The 22,277-nt window shown below is 60.1% G+C and carries 21 protein-coding genes and 1 pseudogene; 10 read left to right on the top strand and 12 right to left on the bottom strand.

Annotated elements, in window-relative coordinates; translation table 11 throughout:
• Positions 1–855: 855 nt before the first annotated feature.
• The 5 genes from lepB to SD70_RS38380 form a co-directional block, all read right to left on the bottom strand.
• Complete coding sequence (gene lepB / locus SD70_RS21900) at positions 856–1,455, bottom strand: signal peptidase I (RefSeq protein WP_041049691.1); 600 nt, start codon at positions 1,453–1,455, stop codon at positions 856–858.
• Between the two features lie 157 nt (positions 1,456–1,612).
• Positions 1,613–2,494 (bottom strand): 2-hydroxy-3-oxopropionate reductase, encoded by an 882-nt coding sequence (gene garR / locus SD70_RS21895; RefSeq protein ID WP_041049689.1) that lies wholly within the window; start codon positions 2,492–2,494, stop codon positions 1,613–1,615.
• A 33-nt stretch (positions 2,495–2,527) separates the two neighbouring features.
• Positions 2,528–3,418: a dihydrodipicolinate synthase family protein gene (locus SD70_RS21890; RefSeq protein WP_041049687.1), complete on the bottom strand. Its 891-nt coding sequence runs from the start codon at positions 3,416–3,418 to the stop codon at positions 2,528–2,530.
• A 27-nt stretch (positions 3,419–3,445) separates the two neighbouring features.
• Positions 3,446–4,813, bottom strand: a complete 1,368-nt coding sequence (gene gudD, locus SD70_RS21885) for a glucarate dehydratase (protein WP_041049685.1) — start codon at positions 4,811–4,813, stop codon at positions 3,446–3,448.
• Positions 4,810–5,211, bottom strand: a complete 402-nt coding sequence (locus SD70_RS38380) for a mannonate dehydratase (RefSeq protein WP_231571391.1) — start codon at positions 5,209–5,211, stop codon at positions 4,810–4,812. The genes gudD and SD70_RS38380 overlap by 4 nt, the downstream gene beginning before the upstream one ends.
• 290 nt (positions 5,212–5,501) lie before the next feature.
• On the opposite strand from SD70_RS38380, the gene SD70_RS38375 reads away from it, so the two are divergent.
• The gene (locus SD70_RS38375) at positions 5,502–5,711 is read left to right on the top strand and encodes a hypothetical protein (protein WP_231571389.1); all 210 of its coding nucleotides are present in this window, start codon (positions 5,502–5,504) and stop codon (positions 5,709–5,711) included.
• A 164-nt stretch (positions 5,712–5,875) separates the two neighbouring features.
• Here the strand turns inward: SD70_RS38375 and SD70_RS21875 are convergent, their stop codons facing one another.
• The 4 genes from SD70_RS21875 to SD70_RS21860 all read right to left on the bottom strand — a co-directional run bounded on the left by SD70_RS21875 (position 5,876) and on the right by SD70_RS21860 (position 10,075).
• Positions 5,876–6,715, bottom strand: coding sequence for a carbohydrate ABC transporter permease (locus SD70_RS21875; RefSeq protein ID WP_041049684.1), 840 nt, complete (start codon positions 6,713–6,715; stop codon positions 5,876–5,878).
• 15 nt (positions 6,716–6,730) lie between these two features.
• Positions 6,731–7,615: a carbohydrate ABC transporter permease gene (locus tag SD70_RS21870; RefSeq protein ID WP_041049682.1), complete on the bottom strand. Its 885-nt coding sequence runs from the start codon at positions 7,613–7,615 to the stop codon at positions 6,731–6,733.
• Positions 7,616–7,703: 88 nt separating this feature from the next.
• Complete coding sequence (locus SD70_RS21865; protein WP_041049680.1) at positions 7,704–9,044, bottom strand: ABC transporter substrate-binding protein; 1,341 nt, start codon at positions 9,042–9,044, stop codon at positions 7,704–7,706.
• A gap of 35 nt (positions 9,045–9,079) precedes the next feature.
• Positions 9,080–10,075: a mannonate dehydratase gene (locus SD70_RS21860; protein ID WP_231571392.1), complete on the bottom strand. Its 996-nt coding sequence runs from the start codon at positions 10,073–10,075 to the stop codon at positions 9,080–9,082.
• 274 nt (positions 10,076–10,349) lie between these two features.
• Between SD70_RS21860 and SD70_RS21855 the strand changes: the two genes are divergently transcribed.
• From SD70_RS21855 to SD70_RS21820, 8 genes and pseudogenes are all read left to right on the top strand, one after another.
• Positions 10,350–11,114 carry a response regulator transcription factor gene (locus tag SD70_RS21855; protein ID WP_041049676.1) on the top strand — a complete coding sequence of 255 codons (765 nt, stop codon included), beginning with the start codon at positions 10,350–10,352 and terminating at the stop codon, positions 11,112–11,114.
• 13 nt (positions 11,115–11,127) lie between these two features.
• Positions 11,128–12,906, top strand: a complete 1,779-nt coding sequence (locus SD70_RS21850) for a sensor histidine kinase (RefSeq protein WP_041049719.1) — start codon at positions 11,128–11,130, stop codon at positions 12,904–12,906.
• Between the two features lie 117 nt (positions 12,907–13,023).
• Positions 13,024–13,947 carry an aldo/keto reductase gene (locus SD70_RS21845; RefSeq protein WP_041049717.1) on the top strand — a complete coding sequence of 308 codons (924 nt, stop codon included), beginning with the start codon at positions 13,024–13,026 and terminating at the stop codon, positions 13,945–13,947.
• Positions 13,948–14,481: 534 nt separating this feature from the next.
• Positions 14,482–14,859, top strand: a pseudogene (locus SD70_RS40470) (NAD-dependent epimerase/dehydratase family protein); the annotation flags it as partial.
• 59 nt (positions 14,860–14,918) lie between these two features.
• Positions 14,919–15,572: a hypothetical protein gene (locus tag SD70_RS38370; RefSeq protein WP_231571387.1), complete on the top strand. Its 654-nt coding sequence runs from the start codon at positions 14,919–14,921 to the stop codon at positions 15,570–15,572.
• A 252-nt stretch (positions 15,573–15,824) separates the two neighbouring features.
• Complete coding sequence (locus SD70_RS21830) at positions 15,825–17,024, top strand: ROK family protein (protein ID WP_041049672.1); 1,200 nt, start codon at positions 15,825–15,827, stop codon at positions 17,022–17,024.
• Between the two features lie 166 nt (positions 17,025–17,190).
• Positions 17,191–17,709, top strand: coding sequence for an RNA polymerase sigma factor (locus SD70_RS21825; protein WP_041049671.1), 519 nt, complete (start codon positions 17,191–17,193; stop codon positions 17,707–17,709).
• Positions 17,710–17,714: 5 nt separating this feature from the next.
• The gene (locus SD70_RS21820; protein ID WP_156158131.1) at positions 17,715–18,914 is read left to right on the top strand and encodes a hypothetical protein; all 1,200 of its coding nucleotides are present in this window, start codon (positions 17,715–17,717) and stop codon (positions 18,912–18,914) included.
• A gap of 65 nt (positions 18,915–18,979) precedes the next feature.
• On the opposite strand, the gene SD70_RS33795 is transcribed toward SD70_RS21820, so the two are convergent.
• The 3 genes from SD70_RS33795 to SD70_RS21810 form a co-directional block, all read right to left on the bottom strand.
• Entirely contained in the window at positions 18,980–19,777 is a 798-nt protein-coding gene (locus tag SD70_RS33795; protein ID WP_197081109.1) for a copper resistance D family protein, read from the bottom strand.
• 11 nt (positions 19,778–19,788) lie between these two features.
• The gene (locus tag SD70_RS33790; protein ID WP_052487738.1) at positions 19,789–20,634 is read right to left on the bottom strand and encodes a copper resistance CopC family protein; all 846 of its coding nucleotides are present in this window, start codon (positions 20,632–20,634) and stop codon (positions 19,789–19,791) included.
• A gap of 70 nt (positions 20,635–20,704) precedes the next feature.
• Entirely contained in the window at positions 20,705–21,127 is a 423-nt protein-coding gene (locus tag SD70_RS21810) for a DUF2203 domain-containing protein (protein WP_041049667.1), read from the bottom strand.
• A 204-nt stretch (positions 21,128–21,331) separates the two neighbouring features.
• Here SD70_RS21810 and SD70_RS21805 point away from each other — a divergent pair, with 204 nt between their 5' ends.
• Positions 21,332–22,225, top strand: coding sequence for a PhzF family phenazine biosynthesis protein (locus tag SD70_RS21805; protein ID WP_041049715.1), 894 nt, complete (start codon positions 21,332–21,334; stop codon positions 22,223–22,225).
• Positions 22,226–22,277: the final 52 nt, after the last annotated feature.

The following is a 22,277-nucleotide window of genomic DNA, read 5'->3' as shown; positions in this document are numbered from 1 at the left end:
CCACGCAGCCTACCGGCTTGCAGCCCTGCCCGCCTACACAGCCGCGCCCCGCATCCCTGGCCGCCAACACAGCTAGCCCCGCAGCCTTTGCCGCAACGCAAAAAGGCTCTCTCGTCCCAAAAGGGGCGAGAGAGCCGCGGTACCACCCTTATTGACGCCGTCCCTTCCGGTTCAGCCTGCCTGCCGCTTAGTGGCTCTTCCGTGTCGCCGGCTGCATAAGAGCTGCGCCTGCGCACGGCAGCATGCCTCCCATCGCGGGGCTGGCGCCGTTTTGGACGAAATGCGTTCGTCTTCGTTGCCGTAACGGATCGCGAGATCCGGTATCCTCTACTGGTCCGGCAGGCTCGTCGCCTTCCGCCGTTCAAGGAACTGCTCGGGAGCGAACTTCGGCAGTCTGGTTCCCGGGGCCCGCTCTCAATCTGTGGCGCGCCCTCCTGTCGGGAGGCTTCTGCTTACTCTTCTCCGTCGTCGCATTTGCGTTATGATGTTAGTTGCTATTATATGCAAACCGGCGCATCGATGCAAGCTTATGCGGCGGTTGCAGATTTTTCAGGCTGCCCAAGAAAGTATGGCTGTGCTGCGGATTGGAAATGCGGGTCTCCGGCATCGCCCACTCGCGTTCCCATGGACAGGGAAATAAGGATGGAACACGAGTTCAAAGGCGCACGCTCCGCTCATTGGCCCGCATTTCCATCTTCCGCTCCGCCTTTCTTGGGCAACCTGGATTTTCGCGGCAAGGCCGCGGTAGCGACAAAAAATCCTCCACCCCCGGACGGGGATGAAGGAAATGTCTGAAACGGCACCCTCACTGTATCACGGCTTCGCCGGCCCGGACAAGGAAACGTTGTTGCCAGTTCAGGAGACCGTGCCCAAGTGATTGAACGGGAACATGCGGAACACGACTTTGCCGACAATATCTTTTTTGTCGACGAACGGGGTAGTCGGCCATAAATGCGAGTCGTAGCTGGAGTTGCGATTGTCGCCGAGGAACAAATAATGATCGTCCGGCACTTTCACCGGGCCGAACGTGTACGTCATCTTTTGCTTCACATAAGGTTCCTCGACTTTCGCGCCGTTTCGGTATAGCGCCCCGTCTTTCACCTCGATCGTGTCGCCGGGCAAGCCTATAAGCCGCTTCACATATAGCTCCGGACAGCCGTCGAGGATGTCCAGCGCGCCGCAAATGCCCGTCAGCAGGGCGGAATTTTTGACGGCGGGACTGCCGTTGTTCGCGAGCGGAGGATAAAACACGACGATATCGCCGAACGACAAATGCCCGCTGGCGAGCGGGGCTTTCTCGACGATAAACCGATCGTTCAGTTGGATCGTCGGCAGCATCGACCCTGTCGGCACTTTCACTGCCTGCGCTACATACGTATTGACAAGCAGGGCGACAACGATCGCTATCGCCAAGCTAGGCACCCATTCCCGAATCCATTTCCACAGCAGCTTCATACTTTCATCTCTCCTCTGCATTCCTCTCTCTACCATAACCGATTCCGGGCCCCAGAACCTTAAAACGAAATAAAAAGCGGCAAAAAGCTCAAGCGGCCGCTCCGCTTGAGCTTTGTTCATAGCGCTTTATTTCATTCGGCGGCGTACGTACCGCCATTCACCGCTTCACTTCCACTTTGGCCATCTTCTCGTAATATCGGATCAGGCTGCCGTGATCGCAATCCCCCAGCCCGTCCACCTTGAGCGCCTGCATCATTTCCATGACGGCGGCGGTCAGCGGCAGCGGCACTCCGACTTCGTGGGACGTGGCGAGCACGTTGCTCAAGTCTTTGATGTGCAGATTGATGCGGAAGCCGGGGTCAAATTTGCGGTCCATGACGAGCGGCGCCTTCGCATCCAGCACCGTGCTGCCGGCCAGCCCGCCGCGGATCGCTTGATACACGAGCTCCGGCTCGACTCCGACCTTGCTGGCCAGCACAAACGCTTCCGACATCGCGGCGATGTTGATGGCTACGACAATTTGGTTGGCCAGCTTCGTCGCGTTGCCTGCGCCGATCTCGCCGGTGCGCACGACGGAAGCCGCCATCGCTTTCATGACCGGGTAGCATTTGTCGAATACGTCCTGCTTTCCGCCGACCATCACCGACAAGGTGCCCTCGATCGCTTTAGGCTCGCCGCCGCTGACCGGCGCGTCCAGCATGTCGATGCCTTTGTCCGCCAGCTTCTGCGCGATTTCCCGGCACGCCAGCGGGGCGATCGAGCTCATGTCGATGACGACGGCTCCCGGCCTCGCGCCCTCGATTACCCCGTCCGCGCCCAAAACGACTTCCCTCACTTCGGGCGAGTTCGGCAGCATCGTGATGACGATATCCGATTGCTCCGCCAACACTTTCGGGCTCGGCGCCGTCTTGGCGCCGGCGGCCGCCAGCTCGGCGGCCCCCCTGCTCGTCTCGAGAACGACGAGCCCGTAGCCCGCCTTGAGCAAATTTTTGCTCATGGGCTTGCCCATAATGCCCAGCCCGATAAAACCGATTTTCATGCTTCGGCAGCCTCCCGTTTCCGATAATCTTGGTTACAGCTCGCCCATCGCTTGCAATACGTCCTTCAGCTTGCTCAAGTTCGGCTCGGTGCAGCCGCCGACGGGCAAAATCGTCCGCCCGGCCTCGAGCCCGAGCAAATTCATCGCATCCTTGGTCACGGACGGAAAGCTGCCGAGACCGAACGCCATGCGCAGCGGGGCCAGCGTCAACTGGGCTTCCAGCGCCCCCTGCAAATCCCCGGCCATAAATTTGCGGTAAATGTCCACGACGAGCGCGGGAACGATGTTGGCCGTGGAAGCTACGCAGCCGACCGCTCCGTAGACGAGCGAAGCGAGAATCATGACGTCTCTGCCGGCCATCACTTTAAAGCCAGTATTCCGGGTTCGGCGAATATATTCCGCCGTCAAGGTGAAGTCGCCGCTGCTATCCTTGACCCCGACGATATTGGGGATGTCCGCCAATCGTTCGAGCAGGCCCGCGGAGATGTTGTTTCCGACACGGTCCGGGTTGTTGTAAAGGAGGATCGGCAGGGAGACGGCTTCCGCCACTTTAAGGAAATGCCGGTACAGCTCCTCCTCCGTGAGCGAGACGAACATCGGCGGAAGAATCGTGAGCGCCTGCGCCTTCAACGATTCGCCCAGGCGGGCCAGCCTCACGCACTCCTTGGTCGCAATCGCCCCGATCCCCATGTAGACCGGGACGCGGCCGTTCACCTGATCGATCGTAACGGCAACCGCTCTTTGCTGCTGCTCCGGGTCGAGGCCGTAAAATTCGCCGTTGCTGCCGAGCGACAAAATGCCGTGCACGCCGCCGTCAATGACATGCTCCACGACCCGGCGCAGCCTCTGCTCATCCACGCATTCGTCCGCGTCCACCGGCGTCACTATCGGCGGAATTACGCCGCGAATAAAGCTCGTATCCATATCGGTCCATCCTCCTATGCTCGTCATTTACCGCACCAGGCAAGGGCGCTTGTTGTCGAATTTCCAGCCGGGAATCAAATACTGCATGGCGGCCGCGTCGTCGCGCGCTCCAAGCGCTTGTTCCGTGTACAGCCGGTGAGCCTTCCGAATTTGCTCCATATCGATTTCCACGCCCAGCCCCGGCTTATCGGGAAGGGCGACCTTGCCGCCAACGATCCGGAACGGATCCTTGGTCAAGCGCTGGCCGTCCTGCCATATCCAGTGCGTATCGATGGCGGTCGTCCGCCCCGGCGCCGCGGCGGCGACATGTGTGAACATCGCGAGCGAAATGTCAAAATGGTTGTTGGAATGGGAGCCCCATGTGAGTCCCCAATCGCGGCACATTTGCGCGACGCGGACGGACCCCTGCATCGTCCAAAAATGCGGGTCGGCCAGCGGAATGTCGACCGACTGCAGCTGAACGGCGTGCCCTATCTGGCGCCAGTCGGTGGCGATCATGTTCGTGGCCGTCGGCAGCCCGGTGGCGCGGCGGAATTCGGCCATCACCTCGCGCCCCGAGTAGCCGTTCTCGGCGCCGCACGGGTCTTCGGCATACGCCAGCACGCGGCCTTGGCCGCGGCACAGGCGGATCGCCTCCTCCAGCGACCAAGCGCCGTTCGGGTCCAGCGTAATGCGCGCCTGCGGAAAGCGCTCGGCGAGCGCCGTGACCGCTTCCATCTCCTCTTCGCCGCGCAGCACGCCGCCCTTTAATTTGAAGTCGTTAAAGCCGTAGCGCTCGTACGCCGCTTCCGCCAGCTTGACGATCGCTTCCGGGGTCAGCGCCTGTTCGTGGCGCAGCCGCATCCATTCGTCCTCGGCGTCGGGAGCGCTTAAATAAGGCAGATCGGTGCGGCTCCGGTCGCCGATATAGAACAAGTAGCCCAGCATCTCGACCTCGTCGCGCTGCTTGCCTTCCCCGAGCAGCGACGCGACGGGTACGCCGAGCCACTGGCCCAGCAGATCGAGCAGCGCCGCCTCCAAAGCGGTGACCGCATGGATCGCAACGCGCAAATCGAACGTCTGCAGCCCCCGCCCTCCCGCGTCGCGGTCCGCAAACGTCCGCCGCACCGCGTTCAAAATGTCGTTGCAGCCTCCGACGGACTGGCCGACGACAAGCGGCTTGGCGTCCTCCAGCGTCGCTCGTATCCGCTCCCCTCCGGGAACCTCGCCGACTCCCGTATGGCCCGCGCTGTCCTTCAAAATGACGACATTGCGCGTAAAATAAGGGGCGTGAGCGCCGCTCAAATTGAGCAGCATGCTGTCGTGCCCGGCGACGGGAATGACCGACATCTCGGCGATCGCCGGCGTTTCGGACCGCCGCAATGCGGGGATCGTTTGTTCCGGTTCCTGATTCATAGGTTTACGCTCCTTTTGCCCTCGAACTGCGCCAGTGCGGCGAACAGCGCTTTGATATAGCCGATCGAATAAGCCCAGCCGATGCCGGAAGGCTTCCAGCCGATGCCGGAATAGGCCCAGTTCGGGTCCAAATCCACTTGATCGCCCTCCAGCTGCGGAATGTGGTCCGGGTTGATGCAGCCGGTGTAGCCAACTTTGCGCAGCGCCAGCAAAATGTTGAACATATTGAGGTCGCCGTCGTCGAGAAGCGCTTCCTCGAACGCCCCCGCCGTCGGCAAGCTTCCTCTGACGTTGCGGAAGTGGACGAGGAAGATCCGCCCCATTCTGCCGTAGCTCTCGATTTCGTCCAGAACGAGGGCGCTGCCGCCTTCCTCCGCGCGTGTGCCGACGCAGTACACGTACCCGACGTTTTTTGCTCGGAAAGGCGTCGATGACGCGGCGCAAGCCGAGACCGCCGAACGCCGTATGATGGTTGGGCGTGTCGGACGGATGCACGGTCAGCTTGACGCCAGCTTCTTCCGCGGCGGGTACCAAGGCGCCGAAGGCGGCGTAAAACCGCCCCCACCACGCCTCTCGCTCGCTGGTGGCGGGGATAGCCGGCGCCTGCCGCGTCAGGGCCAGGCTATCTCCTCGCGCCATAGCCCCGCCCCGCTGGTAAGCCCGATACCCGGTCGTCAGCACCGGGACCGTGTCTCCGGCAAAGCGCTGCCGCACGATCGGCAGCCCCGCCTCGCCGAATACGCGCACCGCCTGCACCGCGTTCTCCAGCTCCTTCTCGCTGCCCGGCAAATCGTTCATGAAGCGTTCCGTCAAATCCGGCAAGGTGACGCGATTGATGTCCAGCCCGAAGGAGCGGACCCTCTTCCTTAAGGCGAGCACCCGGTCGAGATCGGGGTAGCCCTGCTCCTTAACGCCCGGAAAGGAGGAGCCTTTGCCGAGGTCGATGCAGTCGACCCCAAGCTGGCAAAGCTGCGTCAGCTCCATATCCGTCAAATCGCAAGTATTGATCGTAATGGAAATTTTCAACCGGTTCCCCTCCCATGTGCTGATAACGAGGCTTCTTTACTTGACGCCGCCGGCCGCGAGCCCGGTTTTCAAAAACCGCTGCGCAAGGAAATACAGCAGCACGGCCGGAATGGAAGCGATGACGGACGAGCTGGTCAGCAGCCCCCATATCGTCTGGTCGCCGAAGTTAAAGCTGGCGATGCCGATCGTGACGGTTTGCTGCGCCGGGGTCGTCGTCAGCACGAGCGCGTACAAATATTCGTTCCACGAGAGCGTGAAAGCGAACGTCGAGACGACGGCGATTCCCGGCGAGGCGATCGGCAAAATCACTTTGGCCAAAGACTGCAGCCGGTTGCAGCCGTCGATGAGCGCCGCCTCCTCCAGCTCCTTCGGAATCGCTTTAAAATAGCTGATCAGCATGTAGCAGCAGTACGGCACCACGATCGTCGGATAAACGACGAGCAGCGCGTTCTTGTTGTTGTTCAGCCCGTAGCGGCTGATGGCCACGTACATCGGGATAAACAGCACGGCCACCGGCAGCAGGTACGTATAGATGATGCTCTTCAGCATGAAGCCGCGGCCCGGAAAGCGCAGCCTCGTCAAGCTGTAGGAGCCAAGCACGCTGATTGCGACGGAAATGACGGTGACGAGCAGAGCGATGTACAGGCTGTTTTTGACAAAGCCGAGGAACGGCGACTTGGTGAACAGCTCCTGGTAATGGCTGAACGTCCATTCCGCCGGAATCAGCTTCGGCTGGGGCGTGTACATCAGCTTGTTGGGCGTCAGCGACGATTTGACGAGCCAATATATCGGGAACAGCGTCCAGACCGAAGCGACCAGGCCGATCACGTACAGAGCGGTCAATTTGCGAATTTTCACGTAGGTGCTCCTTCTCATGCGCGCTTCTCCCCTCTAATCATCCTTATTCAGCTTCCGCATCGAAAATATGATGAGCGCCACCAAAATCGGGATAATCGAACCGGCTACCGCAAGCGATTGGCCCATTTTATTTTGCAGGAAGGCGACCTCGTACGTGTACGTGGAAATGACGGCCGAAGCGTGGAGCGGACCGCCGCCGGTGATGAGGTACACGATCTCGAAGCTGTTGAACGTCCAAATCGTCGACAGCAGCACGGTGATCGCGATGACCGGCGAAATGGACGGAATCGTAATGGCGAAAAATTGGCGCACCTTGCCTGCGCCGTCGATCGTAGCGGCTTCGTACATTTGCCCGTCGATCGTCTGCAGCCCGCCGAGCAGGCTGAAAATAAAAAACGGCAGCCCTTTCCAGATGTTGACGATAATGACGGACAGCAGCGCGATGCTCGGGTCCGACGTCCAGGCGACCGGCAAATGGACGATGTTCCACCTCAGCAGCAAAGCGTTGATGATGCCGTACGTGTCGTCGTACATCCAGCGCCAGGTGACGGCGGATACCATGCCGGAAAGCGCCCACGGCACGAGCAGCACGGCGCGCAGCAGACCGCGTCCGAAAAAGTTTTGATTGACGACGACGGCCAGCAGCAGCCCGAGCACCAGCTTGACGCCGACGCTGCCGACCGTGAACACGACCGTGTTCTTCAGCACCTTCCAATACTCTTTGTCCGAGAAGATCGCCATGTAATTGGCCAGGCCGATAAATTTCGGCGTCACGCCGACGACCTTGTCCGTAAAGCTTAAGTAGATGGCGTTGACAAAAGGAATTCCAATGATCACGAACACGATGACGGCGACCGGAACGAGCAGCCCGTAACCCAACAACCTGTCATCGCGCCGCTTCACTGCAGCCGTTTTCATAATCTATCACCAGCCTCAATCTGCATGATCGTGTCGCGGTTATAAGGAAGCGCACCGCCGATCCTGCACGGTGCGCCGCATTTTGCCGTTATTTTTTGCCGTACAGCTGCTTCAGCTCCTGCTCGAGCTGGTCCAGCGATTTTTGCGGGTCCATCTTCTCCACCACGATGCGCGCTACGGCCTTCGTCGCCAGCTGCATCGTCTGCGCCTTGGAGCCGAGATCGTCCTCCGGTCCCGGATAATTGCCGGCGCCTTTGATCGATTTGATCATGCTGAGCCAGCCGGCCGACTTGTTGTTCGGGTTTTTCCAGAACGGGGTGTCGAGCACGCCGTTGATGGCCGGAACGTATTTGCCGCCGATTTGCTCGATCAGGTTGTTGTAGAAATCTTTCTCGTAAAATTCCGTGACGAACTTTTTGGCCCACTTCGTGCCTTTGCCGTTTTTAAAGATGGCGAACACGTTGCCGGAGCCGACGAAGCTTTCGCCTTTAGGCCCGCCGATCAGGGGAACCATGACCGTCTTCTTCTCGAGCTCGGGGTTGTCCTTCAGCAGCGAGTCGTATATGCTGGCCGAATTAATGACGAATCCGACCGTTCCCGCCAGATAGGCTTTGTTGTTCCCGTTGTCATCCCAGGTAACGGATGCGGGGGGCGTCAAACCCTCCTGCCAGAACTTGGCGATAAATTTCAGCGCCTCTAACGTTTCTTTGGAGTTGACCGTAATGTTGTTGTCTTTGTCGACGATGCTGCCGCCAAACTCGCGAATGACCGTCCGCACCATCCCTTCGGCATCGTTGCCGCCGGACGCCCCGAGCGGAAATCCGGTCGCATAAAATCCGTTTTTCGGATCGTTGACGATTTTCGCCTGCTGATAAAGCTCATCCCATGTTTTGGGGATCGGAAGATTGTGCTTATCCCATACGTCTTTGCGCAGAAACGCTCCGCTCAGCTGCAAGGAATGGGGAACCATGAAATATTTGTCGGAGGTCACGGCGATGTTCTTGGCGCCGTCGGAGAAGTCGATTTTGTTGATAATGTCCGACGTGTCGACGAGCTGGTCCGAAGCGACGAACTGCTTGGCAACCGGGTCGTTGGCGACGATCAGATCGGGCGGATTTTTGGCTTCGATCGCCGCCAGCAGCTTCGATTTCAAATCGTTCTGCGACACGACGACGTATTCCACATCGATGTTGTTGTCTTTGCCGAACTTCTCGGCCCGTTCCTTCATCATCTTGTTGTAGGCTTCCACATATTCGCCCTTGTCCCAGAAAACGAACTTCTCCTTCGGTCCGGACGGCGCCGCCGCCGGCTTGGCGTCGGAATTTTGCGCCGGAGCGCTTGGCGCCTGGCCCGAACCGGAGCTGGAGCAGCCTGCAAGTAAAGCGCCTGTTAAAGCGAGTGCGGTTAAGCTAGTACCAATACGTTTCATATACCTTTCACCCCTTCATTGGATGTATGGGCCGGTTACCAGCCGTATTCGACGGCCGCGCAGAGCAGCGCTTTCAAATAGCCGACCGAGTAAGCGAGTCCCATGCCGCAGCGCATCCCGGCGCCGCCTTTGTACCAGTCCGGATCGTCGCCGATCAGAACCGGGATATGGTCGGGATTGAGGCAGCCGTCAAAGCCGACCTTTTTCAGCTCCAGCACCATCCGGAACATATTCATGTCCCCGTCGTCCAGCAGCGCCTCTTCAAAGGCGCCTGCGGTCGGCAAGCTGCCTCTGACGTTGCGGATGTGGACCGTATGAATGCGGCCCTTTCGTCCGTAATGGTTGATTTCGTCCAGGACGAGTGGCGTCCCCCCTGCTTCCGCCCGCGTCCCGATGCAGTACACGTAGCCGACCTGCTTGCTCGGGAAGGCGTCGATCACACGGTGAAAGCCGAGGCCTCCGAACGGCGTCTCCGGCAGCGGAACGTCGGAAGGATGCATCGCCAGCTTCGTTCCGTACTCCTCGGCGATCGGCACAAGCCGTTCGTAGACGGCGCAAAACCGCCCCCACCATGCCTGCAGCTCGTCGAAGCCAGGAACGGGCCGGTCCTGCTTCGGCCATGCCGCGCTCTCCCCTCTGACCGTATACCCGCCCCGCAGCTTCGCCGTGTAAGAATGCATCAAGCCGTCGAACGTGTCGCCGGCAAACCGCTGCCTCACTATCGGAATTCCGGCCTCCCCGAACACCTTCATGGCATTGACGGCGTTTTCCAGCTCACGCTCCGAGCCGGGCGCTCCGCTCATGAAGGCGCTTGTCATATCGGGCAGAGTGACGCGGTTGATATCGAGCCCGAACGAGCGAATTTTGCGCTTATGGCGCAGCAGCTCGTCCAAATCCGGATAGCCCTGCTCGCTGACGCCGTCGAAGCAGGCGCCGTTGCCATAATCGAGGCAATCGGCACCGAGCTGCACAAGCTGCTTCAAAAACGGTTCCGGCATATCGGTACTCATCGTCGTAACGGCAATTCGCATCACTGGCGGCCTCACATCCTTTCCCAAAAGGCTTCTGTCGTTACCAACTATAATGAAAACCGGCGGGGGTTAAAAGGAATGCGGTTTAACATTACGTATCTTCTCTTGTTCAATTGCCGACGCTTCAGGCAAAAGGTATCATTACTTGCGAAATCGAATCATCATATAAGCGCTTTCGCCAAAGCGGCCGCATCCCGGCATTTCTTCGTTGTACGCAAACTGGGCCGATGATAAGATTAGATGTACAAAGACGAAGCTTCGGGGGTGCGGCGCCATGTATCGGCTATTGATCGCGGACGACGTATTTGAAATTCGCAACGGGCTCAGCAGCTATTTCCCTTGGAAGGACATCGGGTTTGAAATCGCCGGACTGGCCGAGAACGGCAAACAGGCTTTGCAGCTGCTGGCGGCCGGGCCGGTCGATGTGCTGCTGTGCGACATCCGGATGCCGGTCATGACGGGCATCGAAGTCGCGAAGCATTTGCATGCGCAAAGCTCCCCCGTCAAGATCGTTTTTTTAAGCGGTTTCAAAGATTTCGAATACGCCAAGCAGGCGATCGTATACGGCGTCAAAAACTATATCGTCAAACCGACGCAGTACGACGAGCTGTCGAGCGTTTTTCAGCAAATCAAATTGGAATTGGATCAGGAGCGGGGCGCCGTTCGGCCGCACGCCTCCGGGCAGACGGCTTCGGTGCCGGGCAAGGAGACCGCGGCGGACGACCACGACAAAGTCATATCCCGGGTCAAGGCGTACGTAGAGGAGCATTACAACAAAGCGACGTTGGAGGAAGCCGCGAAGCTGGTCCATATGAATCCGTTTTATTTAAGCAAATATTTCAAGCAGCGAACCCGGGAGAACTTCTCCGATTACGTCAACCGCATCAAAATGCAGCGGGCCGCCTCCATGCTGGAAAGCCTCAGCTACAAAATTTACGAAGTCAGCGAGCTGACCGGCTACAGCAACGCCAAAAATTTTACCCGCAGCTTCAAAAAATTTTACGGCATAAGCCCGAAGCGCTATACGAGACCGGAGTAGGTGCGCCTTGCCGATGCGAACGAACCGCCGCTTTCTGCTTAAAAATTTGCTCACCTTCCTGCTCCCGACCTTGATCCCGATCGTGCTGCTGGGCACGTTATCCAACGTTATCATTCAGCAGTACGTGAAGTCGAACGTGCAATCCGAGAGCTTGAACATTCTGAAACAGACGAAATCGAACATCGAGCTTGTACTCAACGAGCTGGAGTCGCTGAACGTATATTTCATGACCAACGCCGTCGAATTCGTCCGCCTGAAGGCGCTGCTGCAAAAGCCGAAGTTCGAGCTGGAAGATTACGCCGCACTCGCCACGATCAAAAATTACATCGACGCTCCCGCCATCGCAAGGCCTTTTATCGATTCGATCTATATCTATTTGGACAACGACAAGAAGCAGTTCATCACCTCGTCGTCGGGAGGCTTCGAGAAGATCGGCTCCTATTACGACAGCGACTGGTACCGAAGCTACGTTACCCACGACGCCCGGGACCTCATTTGGACGGAATTTCGCAGCGTGAAAAAAAGCAAGTTTTCGAGCGCCGCCACCGATCTGATCACGATTTACCGGAAGCTGAGCTTGTCCCCGCAGGAAGACGGCGTCATCGTCCTGAACATCGATCCGAACTATATCCGAAATTTGTTCGATACGCTCACGACGCTGAAGGATCAAGGGCTGTTTATTACGAACAAGGACGGGCAAATACTGGCGAGAAACGGCAAAGCAGGCGATGTGAGCGAAGCCGATATCGCCTCGCTCGCCCGTCTGCCCGACGCTTCCGTCTATCGTACCGGCAAGGAAAACATATACATCTTCAAGGAAGTTTCCGACAAGTACGGCTGGACGTTTTTCTCCACGGTCCCGTTTCAAACGCTCTACAGCGCGCCGAACAAGCTGACCGCGATCACGCTCGCCGTTATTGTCGTATCGCTGCTGATCGGAACGACGATTACGTTCATGCTGAACCGCAAAAGCCGCAGAGATATACGCAATATCGTCAGCATCCTGCAGCTGGCGCAGCAGGGCAAGCCGCTGCCGGCGCCGCCGGAGCAGGTCAAGGACGTGTACAGCTACATTACGCACAGCATCATTACGAAGTTCATCGAGCAGCACTATCTCGGCGTCATGCTTTCCGAGCGTAAACACCGGGCCCGCGTCATGGAGCTGCAGGCGCTCCAGGCCCAATTGAACCCTCACTTCCTGTTCAACACACTGGAGACGCTGTCCTGGAAAGTCGTCAGTCTGACGGGCAAACCGAATGAGGCCAACAAGATGATCGATAATTTGGCCAAAATTTTGCGTTACGCCCTTGACGAGAACGAGAAAAACGCGATTTTACAAAAAGAAATCAAGTTTACGCAAAGCTACATCGATATTCAAAAGGTGCAGTACAAGGACAAGTTCGACGTGAGCTGGGACTACAGCCATCACGTCCTGAAGTACAACATTCCGAAGCTCCTGCTGCAGCCGCTCATCGAAAACAGCCTGTATCACGGCATTAAAGAAAAGGACGGCCCCGGCAAAATCAAAATCAAAATTCGCCAAGCGGGGGGCGAGCTCGTCATAACCGTCATCGACAACGGAATAGGGATGGACCGGCAGAGGTTGGCCGAGATACGCCGCCAGCTGAAGCAGCAAATGCAGGATACGGATGCGCTGCAATCGGCCCATATCGGGCTTACCAATACTCACAAGAGGCTCGTCATCAGCTACGGAGAGGAGTATGGGCTCACCGTCCGAAGCAAGCTGCATCTGGGGACGATTGTGCGAGGTCGCATCCCGATCTCCGGCTAAGCGGCCGCCGGCCTCCCTGCAGCGCCGAGCTTTTGACAGCACGCCCCGGCGAGGAGTACGATGATTACGGACATCGCCAAAATATCCCGCAGCGGGAACGGTGAAGGAGTGATTCGCATGAAGTACCGGAGATTGGGCAGCACCGATTTGAAAGTGTCGGTCATCGGCGTCGGGACGTGGCAGTTCGGCGGCGAATGGGGGCAGACGTACACCCAGGCCGAGGCAGACGCCATTCTCGATCGGGCGCAGGAGCTCGGCATCAATCTGATCGATACGGCGGAATGCTACGGCGACCATTTGTCGGAGTCGTTCATCGGCGACTATTTAAGCCGCCGCAATCGCGGTGAATGGGTCGTCGCGACCAAGTTCGGGCACCATTTCACGCAAAATTTCCAGCGCGACCAGCTGTGGTCCGCGGCCGACGTCAAGAAGCAGCTGGAAGGTTCGCTGCGCGCACTGCGCACCGACTACATCGACGTATATCAATTCCATTCCGGCACAGACGAAGCGTTCGACAACGACGAGCTGTGGACGATGCTCGATAAAGAAGTGCAAGCCGGCACGATCCGCCACCTCGGCATCTCGATCGGCAGTAACGACAACCTGCATCAGACCGCAGCCGCGACCAAGGCCGGAGCGAAAGTCATTCAAGTCGTCTACAACCGGCTTGACCGGAAGCCGGAAGAGCGGGTGTTTCCGTCCTGCGAGCAGCAGGATCTCGGCGTGCTGGCGCGCGTCCCGCTGGCGAGCGGCTATTTGAGCGGCAAGTACAAGCCCGGCGCGCAGTTCGGGGAAAACGACGTGCGGCACCGTCACGATCAGGAGCAAACCCGGCTCAAGCTGGAAGAAGTGGCGCGCATTCGCGAAAACGAAGTGCCTGCCGGCATGGATATGGCCAAATGGGCCTTGGCATGGTGCCTCAAGCACCCGGCCGTCACCGCCGTCATTCCCGGCTGCAAAAACCCGGCCCAAGTCGAGGCCAACGCCGCCGCAGCCGAGCTGCTGAGCGACAACCATCCGCAAGCGTGGAAAGACCAGTGACGCCATAGATTCATAGCATTGCCGAACAGCCTGCGCTGCCGCCCCGACCGGGCGCTGCGCGGGCTTTTTCGGTGCGGCCGCACTCTCTCAAAGCTCCCGCATGCGAGGCCTAATTTACCAAAAATAGACCGATGATACGGTTTCCGGCATTCGGCAGGCCACATAAGATGTCCATGGAATGCAGGTCACAAGCGCCATTAGGGCTTGAACCGCGTAAGAAAAGCTGTTATTCGGAGCCCTTTCCACGAAGCATGCCTTGCCTAAGCTGCATCTTTGCAGGCTGAAGCAGGGAGCAACCGGAGGAAGTTGATGCTTTTCCGATTCGGCATGAAGAAACGGCCGAGGCCGTCCGTTCCGGGCGGCCTCCCGTTTCCCGCACGGAATCGGCCCAAATATAGGCGCAGCTTATACGTTCTGATGGAGCGAGGGGAAGGAGGTTTTGCTCATGGCTGCAACGAGCGAACCACCGTTATCGACGGATGCCGGATGCGGGCGACAGCTGCCGAAGATGCCGAGCCGTAAGGCGTGGCGCGTATGGCCATGATCGATACGGCTTTTTGGCAAGGGCGGCGCGTATTCGTCACCGGACATACCGGGTTCGAGGGGGCGTGGCTTTGTCTCTGGCTGGAAGCGATGGGCGCGCGCGTGACCGGATACGCGCTGCCGCCGCAGACGACGCCGTCGCTCTTCGCGTTATGCGGCTTGGAAAAGCTGGTCGCGAACCATTACTGCGACAATCGCGACGCGCGCGCTCTGAGCGCCGCGATGCTGGCTGCGCGGCCCGACGTCGTGTTTCATATGGCAGCCCAGCCGCATGCGCGGAAATGGCAAGCGCTTCCAGCGGAAACGTACGAGGTTCACGTGATGGGCACGGTGCGGCTGTTCGAGGCGGTTCGCGCTGCGGCTGCAGCCGGCCAGCCGGTGAAAGCAGTCGTCCACGTCTCGAACGGCGAATGCTACGACGACAAAGGATGGCCGTGGCTTACCGCGAGGCGGAGCCTCTCGGCGGCGCCGACCCGCAATCCAGCAGCATGGCATGCTCCGAGCTGGTTGCCGCCGCTTACCGCAGCTCGTTTTTTCACCCGGACCGGCATGCGGAGCACGGCGTTGCGGTGGCATCGGCGCGGGTTGGCACCGCCGTCGGCGGCGACCCGGCGGGGGGCTCTTTCGTCGCGAGCGTCATCGCTGCGCTGCGGCACGGACGCAAGGTACGGCTGCTCAAGCCGGACGCGGTATTTCCGCTGCAGCACGTGCTTGAGCCGCTCGGCGGCTGCTTGCTGCTGGCCGAGCGGCTGGTCCGGCACGGCCCGCGCTACGCTTCCGCGTGGAACTTCGGTCCGAACGACGGCGATATATGGTCCGCGGCGGACGTCGTCCGCCATCTGGCAGCACGCTTCGGCATAGTGGACGCGGGCGCGGCGGACGCCCCGGAAGAGCCGCTCGGACACGTCTCGCTGCGGCTTGACCCGGCCAAAGCGAGAACCGAGCTCGGCTGGCGGCCGACTTGGGACGTCGCTTCGGCGCTGGACAAAGTCGCCGATTGGGTACAAGCCTATGAGAACGGCGCAGACATGAGGGTGTTCGCAATCCGGCAAATACGGCAATATTTGCGCGACAGCAAATAAGCGGGCAAAGGCGGCGGCGATGCTGCCCGAAATAATCCCTAGTAAAAAACTTGGATATTCATGTATAATGAAATTATGTTATTTTAAATAAAGCCGAACCCCGGCTTTTGATAGCGGGTTCTGCCTCCTCCCAAACCCGGGTTACTTGGGAGAAAGAATGTATTGCGGCAGAAATGGTTCCCCATCGGATCAATCGTTATGTCCATAAGAAATATAAATTGCTATCCTCAAACAAAGGGGGCCGGTTTCGCCATGACTCGACTGCAGGACCGCATTCCCGGGCGCAAGCAAAAAGATGTGTTTGCGCTCGTCCATAAGCGCAGCGTCGTTTCCAAGCAGGAGCTGCTTGAAAGCGGCGATTGGACAGGCAGCACGCTGACGCGCACGCTCGAGGAGCTGACTGCGCTCGGCGTGCTCGAGGAAGCCGGCTTCGGCGAATCGACCGGCGGCCGGCGCCCGATTTTGTACCGTACGAATCCCGCCTACGGCGTGCTGTTCGGGCTCGACATCTCGCGCATGTACTCCCTGCTTGTCCTGTACGACATGCATTTGAACAAGCTCGACTCGCACCGCTGGACGATGACCGAGCGGATGACGCCGGACGTGTTCATCGCCGAGGTTGCGGCGCAAGCCGAAGCGATGCTCGCCGCGCGCGGCGTGCCGCCCGGCGCGGCGCTCGGCATGGGCATCGGCGCTGTCGGGCCGCTCGACCGCTCCGCCGGAACGATTGTCGCACCGCTCTATTTTCCCGCGCAAGGCTGGCAGAACGTGCCGATCGCCGCGGCGCTGGAGGAGCGGCTCGGCATCCCGGTGCTGCTCGATAACGGCGCGAACGCTGCGCTGCTCGGCGAGCATTGGGCGTCGCGCGGGCAGCAGTACCAGCACCTGCTTTATATCCACGTCGGCGTCGGCCTCCGTTCGTCGATGATGGTCGGCGGCAAGCTCGTGTACGGCGCCGTCGATATGGAGGGAGCGATCGGGCAAATGATCGTCCAGGCGGACGGGCCCAAGCTCCATCCGGGCGGCAATTACGGCTCGCTGGAGGCGTACGCCTCGATCCACGCCCTGGAGCAGCGCGCCCAAAGCCAGCTGAAGCTCGGACGCGACAGCTTGCTGCGCACGTTACCGGAGCCGGACAAAGTGCAGTACCACCACTTGCTGCAGGCGCTCGGCCGGCGCGATCCGCTTGCCGTGGAGCTGTTCACGCAGGCGGCGACCTACTTCGGCATCGGTCTGGCGAATTTGCTCAACATCCTGCATCCGGAGAAAGTGATTTTGGGCGGCCCGCTCATCTCGGCGGACCCGCTCTTTTTCCAGACGTGCACGCGCATCGCGATCCAGAACACCTATTATTACCCGAGCTACCAGGTGCTGTTCTCGCGGGGCGAGCTCGGAGAGGAAGCGCTCGTCACCGGAGCGGCGGCGATGGTGATCGGGGCGATGACCGAGTAATCCATGCGGTAAAACGGCGCGATTCCCCTTGCGGCGAACGCGCCGTTTTACCGCATAACGGGCAGGCCCGCGTCTTCGCCGCGGGAAGCGATAATATTTTCAATTGGATAGCTGCGGACAAAACTTTTGCGGCGCTTCCTGCGTCTAACATGTAGAGGTGAAGAACGTGGATTCGAGCGCCAATTTCGAATATTTGCAATACGTGGCCGGTACCGTCGACCAAAAAGCCGTCCTGCGCGATTTGATGAACGCGTACGGCAACGATATATGGAATTTCGCTTTCGCGCTGTCGCGCAGTGCGGAGCAAGCGGACGCGATCGCGCAGGAGACGTTCGTGCGCGCATACCGCGCGCTGCGGCTGTACCGCGGTGAAGCTTCCGTCAAAGCGTGGCTGCTCTCGCTGGCGCGCAGCGCGGCCGCGTCCTGCAAGAAGCCTGCTCTATTGCGGCTGCTGCCGGTGCGGGGCGGCAGTGCGGGCAAGACCGCGCCCGAAGCCGCGGAAATGAACGCCTCCTGGCAAAGACTGATCGAGCTTCCCGCCAAATACCGGGAAGTGCTCATTTTGTCCGCCCATAACCGTCTTTCGATCGCCGATATCGCTTATGTGCTTGACATCCCGGAAGAAGCGGCGAAGTCGAGATTGCACGAAGCGAGATTGAAGGCGATCGAAGCGAAAGGGGGATGACGGCCTTGGAGCGGCCCGAATTCGATCCGGAGCGCGACCTCCAAAGCGGTCCTTACCCCCGGCGCGGTTTCACCCCGGAACTGCAGCAGCGCATCGAAGAACGAATCGAACGCAAAGCCCGCAGCCGCAGGCTGCGTCTCCCTTTTGCAGCGGCGGCGGCAGCAATCGCCGTCTGCGCCGTCGCCGCCTTGGCCCAGTGGCCTAAGGGGCAGCCGGAACATAAGCAGGCGCAAGCCGCTGCCCCCGCAGCGGCACTGACGGCACCCGCCGAGCGCATCGCAATAGGCCCGGCATCCTATCATTCCGGCCTGCTGCTCGGCCTCCGCACCGACTTCCAGCGCAAGGCCGGCAACTCCGGTCCGGAAAGCGCCGACAGCTCGTACCGGACGCTCTTCATCGCGCCTCTCGACGGCCGGCTCGACGTCGCCGCCGAAGGCAAAGGAATACTGCTCCCTTACGGGCAAACGTTCTGGAAAATCGACGCCGTTTCGCAGTCGGCGGGAGACGACGTATACCGGACGCTTATCGCGCACCCGGCGAATCGCCCAATACCGGCGCAAGCGATCGTTCCCCGCAGCAGCGTGCAAGTGCGCCACTCGGAGCGGCTGCTGTTCGCCGGCAACAAATACGTGACGCTGGAGCAGACCGAAGCGGTGCAGAAAGGAAAGCGCACGCTGCAAACTTCGCGGGTATGGGTCAAGGAGCTGCAGCAGGTGAACGGGGAAATGACGATGCCGGCCGACGATGCGGCAGCCCGCCGTTACGTCGGACTGCAAGATTTGTTCGGCGCGGGCGTGAACCGTGCCGACGAGTGGGCGATCGTCCGCAAGCCGGGCACGTGGGTGCCGGCTGTCGCGTCGACTACGCTTGACGGCGATCAAGAAAGTTTTGTACTGAATTCTATCCCGCTGTCGCTGCCGGACGCCGTCATCTCGCACGACCAGCTGTGCTGCACGTGGGCGGACATTCAGCGCATTCAGCCGGACGCCGTCGACGCCCTTTCCTCCCCGAAAAAAGATTTTATGGCGATCGTCACGCCGTCCAGCATTTATTTCAACGAAGTGCGAAACGGCCAAATCGGGGCGACCCCGCAGCTGACGATCAACCTGAACGAGAACGAAAAGCTCGTTATGGCCCAGTGGGCTACCGAGTCATACGTGGACGATTGGGTAAAGGCAAGCCGCAATTACTTGAAAAAGCCGTGATTGACCGCAAAAACGAACACCCCCGCTGCACAGCGTCTGCTGGCCGGCGAGGGGTATTTTTTTGCTTAATATATGCGGAACTTCCGTTCCGCCTGCGTTTCGTCGTCGTTCGCGTCGCGCACGGTCACCGTCAGCTTCCACTCGCCCGGGAAAGGCAAATAGGCGCCCTGCCCGCGATAGCTGAATTTTTGCAGCGGGCCGTAGGTCGGATCTTCGCCGGTTTTCTCGAACTGGACGACGGGAACGTCGATCGGCGCCAGCTCCGGACGGTCCGCGCTGACGAGCTGAACCCGAACCTGCTTCGGATCGCCGGCTTCCTTCGGCAGCCAGACGGACACCGTGAACGCATTGTCCACTCCGGGCGCGTTGGGAGAAATCGTCGCCGTCACGTGCAGCTTGTCCCCCATCTGGTGCCAGTACAGCGGCTCGTTGGCCGGCTGCGGCGGCAAATACGTGAGCACGCCGACGGCCAGCAAGATGGCCGCCATCAGCGAAACGTCCAGTGCGAGCAGCCGCTTCAGCTTGCCCGGCTCGCCCGTTCCGAGCCGGCGGCGGAGGAAGGCGGCGACGATGACGACAGCCAGGACGAGAGCGATTTTGGCAAAAAGCACGTACCCCCAGTCCGTATAAACGAGATACGTCACGTTGCGGACATAGAGCACGGCCGTTATGCTCCCGGTAACGGCAAGAGCCGCTACCGCCAGCAGGGCAACGCCGGAAAAACGGCGCAGCAGCGGCATGAAGCCGCTCCGGTCAATGCGCAGCTTGGCGAGCAGCACCCACATGCCGCCGACCCAGACGGCGGCGGCCAGCAAGTGCGCAAAGTCGGCGACAACGGGGAGCGGCTGGGCTGAAGCCGTCACAGCGTGGCCGCTCAAGCTTTGGCCAAAAGCAGCAGCAAAGCCCACGCCGTATCGAGCCATCTGCGCCGGCCGACGAGCATCAGCCCGGCGATGGCGAGCAGAAGCGAAACGATCCAGTACAGCCCGATCCCCGTCGACGTAAACAGCTTCACCGTATCGTCAAAGCCGCCTTCTCCGACATAGTCGGGCACATGCGTCGCGACGAGGAACAGCAGCGCTACGACATAGACCCGTATCGTGTTCGTCGTCCAGCTCCGCCATGCGGCAGCAGCCTTGTCATCGGCGGCGCCGCTGCGGCGGGCGGCGGCAAGCCATAACACCCACCCGGCGGCGGCAAGCAGCGTCATGTAATAGATGCCACGCGCCAAATAACGCCCGACTTCGGCGACTCCGATGCCGCCCGTCAGTCCGTGCTGGTGCCCGCCCGCGCTAACCGGAGGCGCCGTCACCGCAGCCCCTCCGCCGGTTGCCGGACCGACAGCAAGCGGATAGCTGCCTCCTACCGGATGGCCGTCCGCCGAGATGACGTGATAAGAGATCAAATAAACGCCGGGCTTCAGTCCGGGGAGCTCCAGCCGGATGCCGGTATGATCCGCCGACATGACGGCCGGCTTCGTCGCCACCTGTCCCCCTGCGGAATCGTACACCTTGATGTAGTACAGTCCGTCGTCCAGCCGCTCGTTGAACGTGAGCGCGATCGCCGGCGGCGGCTCGGCGAGCCGCGCGTTCGGCTCCGGCACCGCCGTCACCAGTGAAGCGTGAGCGACGCGCGGGATGGCGATAAGGCGGCAAGCAGAGCAAGCAATAGCAATAGCGACGCCGTTCGCCGCCACCCGCCGCGAAAGTGCCGCACCCAAGCGATTAACGGCATAATTCCGGTCCTCTCCGGCCTGAGCGGTGGCCGGGAATGGGACGGGCGCGATGTCCTCATTCGCCCTCGCCCTCAATTTTCCGGCGGCCGGCGAAGCCCGCTTCGGCGCTATGGTAATATTCGATCGTCGGCTCGCCCATTTTCCAGCACAGCAGCACTTCTTCGCCGTTCAGCAGCGCAGGGAAATCGACGAGCCCGATGTCGATATCTTTAATTTGTATCCCTTTCTCGAAAAACTGCCGGATCGAGCTCTTCGCCTCCAGCTGCAAAAATTCAAGCCGGCACTCCATCTCGAAAAACGGATCGCCGCCCTCCTCCGCTCCGGAGGCTTGTCCGTACGCAAGCTGTTCCTTGCGCATCCGCAGCTCGAGATACAGCCGCTCAAATTCCCGCTTCGTCTCCTGCAGCTTCTCCAAATCCCGCTGCACATAAGGCACTAGCGCTCTTGCTTCGGCCAAGGTGAAATAAGAACCCGGCAACGTACTCCCTCCTCTGCTGGCTGCTGCTGCATTCGAAGCATGATTCCGTTGTTAGTTTACTATAAAAACGCGGCCAATCCAAAGCCGGATCTCGTTCTATGCCGTTTTTGGGCCGGCTTTGACCCGGCCGCCCGGGTGCATTACAATACGTATCATCATTGCGTACTGCACGATAGCACAATGCAAAAAGAGGAGATGGCTATCATGACTTCGATTCCTTTTTACCTGGTGGACGTTTTCGCCGAACGCCGCTATGCCGGCAACCAGCTGGGCGTGTTTCGCCATGCGGCGCATTTGACGGCTGAGCAAATGCAGCGCATTGCCAAGGAGCTCAATTTCTCGGAAACGACGTTTATTTTGGCGGACGAACCGCGGGATGGCGGCTACGACGTGCGCATCTTCACGCCCGAAAGCGAAATTCCGTTCGCCGGTCATCCGACGCTCGGCACAGCGCACGTCATCCGCCGGGAAATTATCGCCGGCCGTCAGCAGGATGTCGGGGAGCTGACGCTCAACCTGGGCGTCGGCCCGATTCCGGTGCGCTGGGAACGGGACGGCAGCGGGCTCATGTGGATGACGCAGCAGCCGCCCGCTTTCCGCGCGACGTTCGAGCCCGCTGACGTGGCGGAGCTGCTCGGCCTCGATGCGGCCGACATCGACGATCGGTACCCGATCCAGGAAGTATCGACCGGGCTGCCTTCGCTGATCGTTCCGCTCAAAACCCTCTCGGCCGTGCAAGCCAGCCGCACGAACCGGGCGCTGCTGCCCGCTTTCGAACGCAAGCTCGAGGCGCGCGCGCTGCTTGTGTTCGCTCCCGAAGCGCTGGAGCCGGGACACGATTTGCACGCCCGGGTATTCGTCGACTCGCTGGGCGTTCCGGAAGATCCGGCTACCGGCAGCGCCGCCGGCAATTTGGCCGGCTACCTCGCCCGCTACCGCTGCCTCGGCCCCTCCCGCATCGACGTCAAAATGGAGCAAGGCTACGCCATCGGCCGCCCGTCGCTGCTGTACTTGCGGGCGGAAGACTCGCCGCAAGGCGTGCGCGTCGAAGTCGGAGGCAAAGCGTTCTCGGTCGCGCACGGCGAATGGCCGCTATAACGAATTGGTTTGAAAATGGAGCGGATTTCCTCGCGGGAATCCGCTCCATTTT

Source organism: Gordoniibacillus kamchatkensis, assembly GCF_000829455.1.
GTDB classification, from domain to species: Bacteria; Bacillota; Bacilli; order Paenibacillales; family NBRC-103111; genus Gordoniibacillus; species Gordoniibacillus kamchatkensis.
The sequence above is the reverse complement of the archived record's forward strand: the minus strand, read 5'-3'. Positions and strand labels throughout refer to the sequence as shown.

What these genes read in the sequence shown, in the direction of transcription:
- lepB (WP_041049691.1), bottom strand. Translation starts at nt 1,455, where the DNA reads ATGAAGCTGCTGTGGAAATGGATTCGGGAATGGGTGCCTAGCTTGGCG.
- SD70_RS21850 (WP_041049719.1), top strand. Translation starts at nt 11,128, where the DNA reads ATGCGAACGAACCGCCGCTTTCTGCTTAAAAATTTGCTCACCTTCCTG.
- SD70_RS21860 (WP_231571392.1), bottom strand. Translation starts at nt 10,075, where the DNA reads ATGCGAATTGCCGTTACGACGATGAGTACCGATATGCCGGAACCGTTT.
- SD70_RS21870 (WP_041049682.1), bottom strand. Translation starts at nt 7,615, where the DNA reads ATGAAAACGGCTGCAGTGAAGCGGCGCGATGACAGGTTGTTGGGTTAC.
- garR (WP_041049689.1), bottom strand. Translation starts at nt 2,494, where the DNA reads ATGAAAATCGGTTTTATCGGGCTGGGCATTATGGGCAAGCCCATGAGC.
- SD70_RS21875 (WP_041049684.1), bottom strand. Translation starts at nt 6,715, where the DNA reads ATGAGAAGGAGCACCTACGTGAAAATTCGCAAATTGACCGCTCTGTAC.
- SD70_RS21830 (WP_041049672.1), top strand. Translation starts at nt 15,825, where the DNA reads ATGACTCGACTGCAGGACCGCATTCCCGGGCGCAAGCAAAAAGATGTG.
- SD70_RS21890 (WP_041049687.1), bottom strand. Translation starts at nt 3,418, where the DNA reads ATGGATACGAGCTTTATTCGCGGCGTAATTCCGCCGATAGTGACGCCG.
- SD70_RS21845 (WP_041049717.1), top strand. Translation starts at nt 13,024, where the DNA reads ATGAAGTACCGGAGATTGGGCAGCACCGATTTGAAAGTGTCGGTCATC.
- gudD (WP_041049685.1), bottom strand. Translation starts at nt 4,813, where the DNA reads ATGAATCAGGAACCGGAACAAACGATCCCCGCATTGCGGCGGTCCGAA.
- SD70_RS21855 (WP_041049676.1), top strand. Translation starts at nt 10,350, where the DNA reads ATGTATCGGCTATTGATCGCGGACGACGTATTTGAAATTCGCAACGGG.
- SD70_RS21805 (WP_041049715.1), top strand. Translation starts at nt 21,332, where the DNA reads ATGACTTCGATTCCTTTTTACCTGGTGGACGTTTTCGCCGAACGCCGC.
- SD70_RS38370 (WP_231571387.1), top strand. Translation starts at nt 14,919, where the DNA reads ATGGCCGTGGCTTACCGCGAGGCGGAGCCTCTCGGCGGCGCCGACCCG.
- SD70_RS21865 (WP_041049680.1), bottom strand. Translation starts at nt 9,044, where the DNA reads ATGAAACGTATTGGTACTAGCTTAACCGCACTCGCTTTAACAGGCGCT.